The 8,973-nt window shown below is 45.3% G+C and carries 6 protein-coding genes; 3 read left to right on the top strand and 3 right to left on the bottom strand.

The window, feature by feature from the left end; all coding sequences use genetic code 11:
* The first annotated feature begins 222 nt into the window (after positions 1-222).
* The gene (locus ACFPRA_RS15335) at positions 223-480 is read left to right on the top strand and encodes a hypothetical protein (protein WP_381436423.1); all 258 of its coding nucleotides are present in this window, start codon (positions 223-225) and stop codon (positions 478-480) included.
* Positions 481-670: 190 nt separating this feature from the next.
* On the opposite strand, the gene ACFPRA_RS15330 is transcribed toward ACFPRA_RS15335, so the two are convergent.
* On the bottom strand, positions 671-1,909 hold the full coding sequence (locus ACFPRA_RS15330) for a 2,3-bisphosphoglycerate-independent phosphoglycerate mutase (RefSeq protein WP_381436420.1): 1,239 nt from the start codon (positions 1,907-1,909) through the stop codon (positions 671-673).
* A 21-nt stretch (positions 1,910-1,930) separates the two neighbouring features.
* Positions 1,931-3,418: an SLC13 family permease gene (locus ACFPRA_RS15325; protein ID WP_381436417.1), complete on the bottom strand. Its 1,488-nt coding sequence runs from the start codon at positions 3,416-3,418 to the stop codon at positions 1,931-1,933.
* Between the two features lie 173 nt (positions 3,419-3,591).
* Here ACFPRA_RS15325 and ACFPRA_RS15320 point away from each other — a divergent pair, with 173 nt between their 5' ends.
* Both ACFPRA_RS15320 and hpaB read left to right on the top strand, forming a co-directional pair.
* Entirely contained in the window at positions 3,592-4,494 is a 903-nt protein-coding gene (locus ACFPRA_RS15320) for a LysR family transcriptional regulator (RefSeq protein WP_381436414.1), read from the top strand.
* Between the two features lie 974 nt (positions 4,495-5,468).
* Positions 5,469-6,920 (top strand): 4-hydroxyphenylacetate 3-monooxygenase, oxygenase component, encoded by a 1,452-nt coding sequence (hpaB, locus tag ACFPRA_RS15315; RefSeq protein WP_381436411.1) that lies wholly within the window; start codon positions 5,469-5,471, stop codon positions 6,918-6,920.
* Between the two features lie 460 nt (positions 6,921-7,380).
* Here the strand turns inward: hpaB and ACFPRA_RS15310 are convergent, their stop codons facing one another.
* Entirely contained in the window at positions 7,381-8,826 is a 1,446-nt protein-coding gene (locus ACFPRA_RS15310) for a right-handed parallel beta-helix repeat-containing protein (RefSeq protein WP_381436477.1), read from the bottom strand.
* Positions 8,827-8,973 lie beyond the last annotated feature (147 nt).

Below are 8,973 nucleotides of genomic sequence, written 5' to 3'. Positions count from 1 at the left end.
CGGTAGAATACCGAACTCAGATCTTAGAAGCTGCCTAAAATATTTGTCTAACTTTATTGGGTCAGATCATAAAATGCCCTCAATTAAAAACCACGGTTCGAAAATGACCATATCCCACACCACGTACATATCAATATCCCACTGGCAACAACTTTCTCCATAGAGTTCTCAATACGACTGTTGTGAATGTTAGAGTTAGAAGTAAAATAGGAGGTCTTGAATATGAACTGGGGTTTAATTACATCCCTCATTTTAAATCTCGTATTCTTAATGATAATTTTCGTTCAATCCAATAAAATTAACGTTTTGAGGGAAGAGAACAAAAAATCACTCCCTAATGAAAAGAATGATGAATTGATGGCTGTGGCAAATAAGAAGTTGAAAACGCTTGGTACTATTAAAACAATAAAATTTTTAAGAGAAGAAAAAGGGATGTCGATGGTGGATCCTAAGCAATTGGTAGATGCTCTATATGACTAAACCACCATCGGGCGCTTTGCCTTTGGGAGAAAGGTGATTTGTTTGGGAGGGCAAATAAGCCATGATAGAACTAGTAAACCCGAGATCCATTGCGCTAGTTGACTTTTTATTAAGCTACTGCGTTTCCTTCCCTAAACACGATAAAAACCCTTTTCCTTGAATGGAAAAGAGTTTTTATAAGAAAAATCGCCTAATTACCTTGTTTTTTCACGAATCCCATTAATCCATGCAGCGTTCTTACAAAGTCATTACCGGTTAAATGCCCTAACCCACCATAAGCACAATCCATTTCATTGTATTGCAAGACCCGATCCCTCCGAATGCTTGGACCAGAAATAAGGACAGGAACTGGATCACCAGTATGCTCCCCGATTTCACAAGGGGTAGAATGATCGGCAGCTAACGCCAAATAGACATTATCCGGTAGTTGTTGACGAATCAGCCCTACCATCTGATCGAACAATTCGATGGCTCTCGCTTTCTCGTGCGGTTCATTATCATGCCCTTTCACGTCTGGTGCTTTGACATGAACATAGACGATATCATTGTCTGCAATTTCCTCAATGGCCAATCTCGCTTTTAACTCCATATTTGAATCGATGTTGCCCGTCATACTAGGGTCCGTGATGGTTTTAAAGCCCGCTAATTGAGCTACCCCCAACACCGTACTTTCCCCAGCAATGCAACTCCCTTTTATCTTCATCGCTTGACTAATAGGCTCAAGATTGACCATTTTCCCTGCTCCTCTTGTTAGGATAAAGTTTGCAGGTAACTTCCCTTCCGCTATGCGCTGTACATTCACAGGGTGGTCGACTAAACGTTCATGCGCCTTTTGAAGGAATTGATTGACAATGGCGGCCGTTCTATTGGCTTCCTCAGATGCCTCCATAGGGACAACCTGGTGATAAGGTTTCCCGTCATTTGGCGCTTTCGGGTCAGAATCGCTAATTTGGTCGCTTAAACCGGCACCCCTGAGGATCAGTACCGCCCGATGTTCTGTAGCCGGTTTAAAATGTGCCAATACACCATCATCCAACTCCATGCCTTCAATGGCGTGAGCAATTTCGGCGGTTCCCTCACGGATTCTCCCCGCGCGTCTGTCGACAACAATACCGGTTTCATCTACCGTGGCAAAATTACAGCGGAACACGATGTCACCAGGCTTCACATCCATCCCAATGCCAAGCGCCTCAATCGGTCCGCGTCCCGGATAATGATGAGGCTCATAACCGAATAAGATGATATGCCCCATATCTGTACCGACGGGAATGCCCGGAGCAATCAGGTCCATCATTCCCGTGATCCCTTCTGAAGCAAGGCGGTCCAAATTGGGCGTCCGCGCATATTCCAATGGGGTTTGTTCGCCTAATAATGTATGGGGACGATCCCCCAGTCCATCTGCAATGGCCACAATCATTTTTCTGTACATCCTGTTGTCCTCCTACTATTCTTATATTCCAATCACTTTAAACCAAGTGAAGTAGAATATGCTGATAACCGTGGCACCAAGAAAACAAGTCACAATCGCGTATTTGACTTGATCCAAGATTGAAAAATAACCCGTCCCGAAATAAATCGTATTGACTTTCGAATGCGGTGGAAGTGTAATTGTAAAAGTCGTCGTCATCGCAGCCGCTAATGCGAGTGGTACAGGATCCATCCCTAACGACTTAGCTAGTGCAATGAAAGCCGGAATCAATATCGTCACACGCACTGTTTTACTTGTGAAGATCAGGTGGCTATACATCGCTATGAAGATGACAACTACAGCAACCATTCCATGACTCATTTTTTCAATCCCTAAACCATACACCACTTTTTCAATAATCCATACGGCTCCGCCGGATTTATCCAACGCATTCCCCACCGCATATGCACCGGCAGCAAAAAGCATCAAATCCCATTTGATGTTTGCATCATTCCAAGTAAGTAATCCTACTCTTGGAAGCAAGCAAAGGAGCCCTGCAAGAACGGCAACCTGTGCCGTGCTAATTTCAAAACCGAACCAAGCTTCGTGATAGTCACCTGTAGCCCATAAGAACACCGTCAGCAGGAAAATGACTGTCGCCTTCTTCTCATCAAGCGAGAAAGGCCCCAGCTTCTTCAATTCACCTTTTAACTGATCCCTTGCATTTTCAAATCCAGTTTCTTCTTTAAAAGAGAATAATTTCAACCCGATCATAAACGTCAGCGCCATCGTAATGATTGCAGCAGGCATCGAAGCCATAAGCCATGTCATATAGCCAATATTCCCACCAGCCTGCTCATTGATGAAACCGACTGCAATGATGTTCCCTGCAGTCGCTGTCATAATCCCGGATGTTGCCAAGGCATCCGCTTGAAGACCTTGTAGCATCATCACTTTCCCAAGATTACTTTTGCCCGGAATCGCTTTATAGACTTCCAACAAGATCATACAAATCGGTACCATCAGCGTCGCTCTTGCTGTTGTCGAAGGAACGAAAAACGCCAAAATAAAATTGATAATAATCAAGACGATTAACGTCATCTTCGGCGTTCGTCCAAATTTCGTGATCATCCAAAGGGAAAACCTTCTCCCTAAATTCGACTTAATCATAGCAGAAGTTAAGATAAAGGCAGAAACCATTAGCCAGATAACATCATACCCTAACGTCCCAAATACCTCTTTCTCACTTTCAACTGCCCCCACAATTGGAAGTAACAGAATTGCAATGAGCGATGTTAAATAGATCGGAATAGGAGTCGTCACCCAAAGAATCAAAGCCCCCATAAAGACGGCTAGCGATTTTTGAGCAGCAGGGTCTAATCCTTCTTGAGCAGGCATGAACATCAATACTAAAACAGCAATTATGGCAACGGGAATCCCCCACTTTTTCATCCCGGTCTCAAAACCGCCCTTTTTCTTTTTTTGCGGCTCATTGTCACCCATTCCCACTTTCTTTTGGGATTCACCCATCTTCCTTCCTCCTCGCTTTTTCATGTATTCGCTTTCATTATAGGACGCCTATTATTATAATACAATTTGATTTATTTCTAATAATCATAACGATTCCTTATAGTTCTATGATAAAATAAGCTTGTTTACTGATCGCGCATACATCATATAGCAGTTGGAAAGGATGGCTAGATTTGAATCTATCGAAACTACAAACCTTCATCACCTTATCAGAGTGTCTAAACTTTACCGTGGCAGCAGAAAAACTTTTTTGCTCACAACCGTCCGTCAGTATGCAAATTCAAAGTCTTGAGAGAGATTTGGGCTTCCAACTTTTTGACCGCATTGGAAAAAAACTATATTTGACAAAACAAGGGGAACATTTCAAACCATATGCCGAACAAATCATTAATTTATTTCATTCTTCCAAAGAGCATATTAAGCAACTGGACGACTTAGCTTTTGGCACATTGTCCTTTGGCGCGAGCAACTTTGTCGGCATCTACCTTCTCCCGGCCATACTCAGTACCTTCAATAAAGAATTTCCCGGTATCAAAATAAACATGAATATCATCTCTTCCAGCCATTTGATTGATATGCTGGAGACGAAAAAAGTGGAGTTTTTAGTGCTCTCCGACCGAATAGCGATCGATGAGGAACGTTTTCAATTCAATCGTTTTTATGAAGACGAGCTTGTCCTCATCGTCAGCCCCCAACACTGGCTTAGTCAAAAGGCTTCGTGTACATTAGCCGATTTAATCGATGAAACTTGGATTTTGAAACCGAATAAGTCCGCTACCCGAAATTATTTAGAAGGGGAATTTAAAAAATACGGTTTCAGCTCTCCCAAATACATGGAAATCAGTAACCTAGAGGCCATTAAACAGAGTGTCATTCATGGTCTTGGCATCTCTATTGTTTCTAGCCTTGCGATTAATCAGGAAATTGAAAATGGAACACTCGTCGAAGTCCCCATTCAAGGCGTAAAATTTCTAAGGGGCATCCGCTATGTCTATCACCGAGGAACACTGCTCTCCCCAGCTGCTAAGCAATTGATCACAATGCTCGATCATATTCCATCGTCACGTTTATCGTAAACGGGAGTGGGGAAATTGGGGGCAATGATTTTCCAGTCGCAATAAGCCCCCGTCCCCAAAAGTTGGGGACTTATACGTTCCAACCAGATTCCTCACTGCGCAACGTTTTCCACAGACTTCTCAACACTTTTGACAAACTAAACAATGTCTTCAAAAAAACTTATCAACGTTTCGACTAAAATTCGCAACGCATACACCACTTCTCAACATTCTCCACAAAGTTCTCAACGTTTTCGAATAACTACACAACATTCCCACGAAACTTGCCAACATTTCAACCAAACTAATCAACATACGCACAACTACATAACGTTACTCACAAACTTTTCAACACTTCTGAACAACTAAACAACCCTTCCATGAAACTTATCAACGTTTCAACTAAACTAATCAACATTCCTACAACTTCACAACGCTCTCCACTAAGTTCTTAACACTCACGGCAAACTAGACAACCCTTCCGCGAAACTTATCAACGTCCCACCCAAACTGAACAACGCCCACCCATTTTCTTACAATCGAGTAGCAGGGAGTGATTCGGGTATCATGATATACTTCCGTAGGTTTTGTACGGGTATTTCATCCACACCGCGACTTCCTTTATCGTTCCATCCGTTTCAAGGCAGGCAGCAGGTTTTCACGTGACAGTATTCGCTCCATCAACGTGTGTTACGCCTCTTTCCGTGAACAACGATTCTTCTTATGCCAGTCCTGCTCCACCATCCCGAAGTCCCCTGTGGGATTCACCACTTCCTCCTTCAAGCATGCCTTATCGGTTATCTGTGTTCTCTGCAGGTTACTGAATGCCAAGATGTTGTTCTCTCTTAATTGTTCAGCCCTTCCCACTCTTCTCGAATTCGAATAAAACAAAATTTCAACAGATTTGGCAAAAAGAAAATGCCGGTCCTACTGTTCATGCTAGCTGTTTTGCGCATAAGTTAGTCATAACTACTTTGTATTATCGGAGTGATTATATGGGGGCAATAGACGGAAAAGGCTTTATTAACCGGATCAATCAGATAGGCGCAGAAATTTGGTTTGACGGGGAAAAGATTGATGGGAAAATTTCTGAACACCCCGCCTTCAAAGGGTTGCTTCAGACAAAAGCGGCACTTTATGATATGCAACAGAATCATGACTTAAAAAATATGATGACTTTTTTATCGCACAAAAGCGGGCAACCTGTTGGCCTTTCTTACATGCAGCCAAAAACGAAGGAAGATTTAATCAAAAGGCGAAAGATGATAGAGCATTGGGCAAGATATACTGGCGGAATCATGGGCAGAAGCCCCGATTATTTGAACACCGTATTAATGAGCTTCGCTTCGTCGGTCCCTTTTTTAAAAGGAAAAGAAAACTGTTTTCCCGACCACTTGCAGGCATTTTACGAATACGCTATGGAAAATGACCTTTCTTTTACACATACATTTATTTCACCACAAGTCAATCGCTCCCAAGTTTACTTTGAGAGGAACAAAGAACCCATCACAGCTAAAGTTATAGCGACAAACGAAATAGGAATTGTCGTTAAAGGGGCGCGGCTTCTCGCTACTCAGGGAGGGTTAACAGACGAAGTTTTAGTATTTAGCGTCGGAAAAATTCTTTTAAATGAAGATGAGGCTTTTGCATTTTCAATCCCTTCTAATACGAGAGGATTAAAATTTATTTGTCGAGATACTTTTGTCGGTGGGGATTCTTCTTTTAACCATCCATTAAGCTCGCGGTACGATGAGATGGACTCCATTGTAGTTTTTGACAATGTGCTCGTTCCGTGGAATCGAGTCTTTTATTATAACAACCAAGAAGTAGCTGAAGATTTTATTTCGAGAAGTTCTTTTCATCATTTCGCCAAACACCAAGTGGTAACCCGGCAAATTGTTAAAACGGAATTTCTTTTGGGGATTGCTGAGCTCATCGTAGAAACGATTAACATTCGCGGGTATCAGCATATTCAAGAAAAAATGTCAGAGATCATTATTGGACTTGAGACGATGAAGGCGTTGCTTGAAAGATCGGAGAATAACGCAACAATAGATGAGTGGGGCTATATGCGCCCTGACATTGCACCCCTAAAAGTGGCTGGAACCCTTTTCCCTAAGATATATCCGCGTTTCACCGAAATTATCCAGTTAATCGGAGCTAGTGGCATGATCTCTTTGCCGACTGAAAATGCATTTCATTCTACTATTGCCGATGACTTACATCAATATTTGCAAGGTGCTAGCAAGCCGGCAGAGGAGCGCGTCAAAATATTTCGATTGGCTTGGGATCTAACAATGAGCGCATTCGGAACAAGGCAAACGCAATATGAGCGCTATTTTTTTGGAGATCCGATTCGATTGGCAAGCGATTTGTATAATTCCTATCCAACAGCTGACTATGCCCGGCAGGTTGGTCGTTTCTTACAACTTGAAACTGAAGAATAACTGTGTTTCATATTTTGAGTTTAAGAAAAAAAGCACAGGGTGCCTGCTTAGATACGACAGGCATAAGTCAAGCCGACTCTGTGGCGTTCATTGCCACAGAGTCGGCTTGACTTTCAAAGTTGCCATACAAAGTTCCCCACTTCCTGTAAGCCTCTGAGTGGCTGGCACCCGGAGGCTAAACGTGAATTCACTCGGATAAAACTTAACTATAGTTCAAGATTTTATAGTTTCCTTAACAATAAAAAAATCTAAACTAATAACTAGGAGCCATACGTTCTCCTACTTACACAGTTTAGATTCAACTCCCAGACTCCTCCAAAATAGGAGATCCTCATTTCTCAATACAACAATATAATTTTAGTTTTTCACTGGATGTTCAGAGGTAATCCGTAATAATGCCTTCACCGCAGGGCTGGCACATCGATGCCCCCGGTGCCCTAGTTGAGGTGGACCGCTAGGCTTACCGACCCACCTCAATCCCGTCGGCCACCCTCAGCTCAGCTCCGTCGATGCCGTCGAGGACATTTCCGACCACGCTAAGATCCTTTCCGGCATCGATTCTTATGCCGTTGGTAGCCTGTCGAATGGCGTTGCGCTCAATCTTCAATCCAGAGGGGATTCCTTTGCCCCGCCCGTCAGTACCACGGTCCTCACTTAGCTGGATGGCCCAGAAGTCATCGGTCCCTCCGGTGATGTAGTTACCATGCAACTCTGTGCCCGGCGCATTGCGGATCTCGATGCCGGCCTTCGAATGCTCCCCGGCGTTGATCCAGTTGTCCTCGATAAGGGTGTTAGGAGTTCCTAGTATAACAAGGATTCCTTGGCGGTTTCCAATCAGGTGATTGGAGTGTATCCAATTTCCAGGTCCCGAGGCATCGTGCTTGTTCTTGGAACCCCCGGAATTGCCCAGTGCTATGCCCGCCCGCTGACCATCAACGACCGTGTTGTCCCGAATTTCGTTCAGGTATTCACCCTCGCCGTGCAGGTCGATGGCGTCAAGATGGCTACCGACGATAGTGTTCTCCGCCACGAGATTGTTATGTGTAGGGAATTGCAGCAGAATGGCGTGCCGCAGATGTTTGCCATCGAAAGTATTGCCGATGACGACATTGTGCCGGGAATCGTTGGCGGCATCCGGGTCACGCTGATTCCTTGAGCCCTCGATAGCGATGCCGTAGCCCTGTCCGCCAGGACCGACGGCAGTTGCCTCACTGATATAGTTTCCTGAGAGGGTCACTTCACGGCTAGCCTTGACGGAGATGCCGTGGCGCTCGAACTTACGGATGCCCACATTCTCCACCAAGACACGGGAGCTGGCCTGTCCTTTGTGGGCTCCGAGGTAGATCCCATACATCGGGCCGCCACCCGCTTCGCCGTCGTTAGGATCGGTGCCGAGTGGACCCTCATAACGGGAGGTGATAGTGAAGTCAGCGACAATGACGTCGTGGACGCCAGAGCCACGGATCACCCGGCTGTCATCCTCGCCGTCGAAGGAGGACAGCAGCACGGTGCTCTCCTGTCCCTCGCCTCGCAGGTCCACGCCGCTGCGCAACACGATGTTCGCCGATTCATCGTCGGGGTCAGTGGAGCGCAAATCATACGTGCCTGCCGGTAGCACGACCTCGTCACCCGGTTCGGCCGCTTCCATCGCCGCCCGGATGGCTGCCGCGTCGTCGTGTGAGTCCGGATCCGGATCTGCCCCGAAGTCCGTGACGTAAAGGGTCCTGCCTGTTGCCGAATCTGGCGTCGGCACCTCGATCGGCGATCCGGACCGATCCACCAAGCCAGGAACCTGCCAGTCGCCGTGTTCAGTCGGAGCAGGTCCCACGGCTTCATCATTCTCGACCGGCTCTTCGGATCCCTTATCGGTGCATGCGCTCAAGAGAATCACCAAGCCAAGAGCCATCCACCACAAGTGCGCCGGACCTCTCCGGCTGTTCCGAACGAATCCTTTTATCAAACTTCTCACGTCCTTCCTTGATTTATTTCGTAACTCGTCGCACATGAAGACGACAAGAAAAGCGGTGAGCCCACTCGCTCACCGCCTTTGGAA

This window comes from Sporosarcina soli, from assembly GCF_042655805.1.
Taxonomy (GTDB): domain Bacteria; phylum Bacillota; class Bacilli; order Bacillales_A; family Planococcaceae; genus Sporosarcina; species Sporosarcina soli.
Note: the sequence above shows the minus strand (reverse complement) of the source record. Positions and strands in the feature narration are given on the sequence as shown.

Excerpts from the sequence above, each read along its gene's own strand:
- ACFPRA_RS15335 (WP_381436423.1), top strand. The coding sequence starts at position 223 with ATGAACTGGGGTTTAATTACATCCCTCATTTTAAATCTCGTATTCTTA.
- ACFPRA_RS15330 (WP_381436420.1), bottom strand. The coding sequence starts at position 1,909 with ATGTACAGAAAAATGATTGTGGCCATTGCAGATGGACTGGGGGATCGT.
- ACFPRA_RS15325 (WP_381436417.1), bottom strand. The coding sequence starts at position 3,418 with ATGGGTGAATCCCAAAAGAAAGTGGGAATGGGTGACAATGAGCCGCAA.
- hpaB (WP_381436411.1), top strand. The coding sequence starts at position 5,469 with ATGGGGGCAATAGACGGAAAAGGCTTTATTAACCGGATCAATCAGATA.
- ACFPRA_RS15310 (WP_381436477.1), bottom strand. The coding sequence starts at position 8,826 with ATGGCTCTTGGCTTGGTGATTCTCTTGAGCGCATGCACCGATAAGGGA.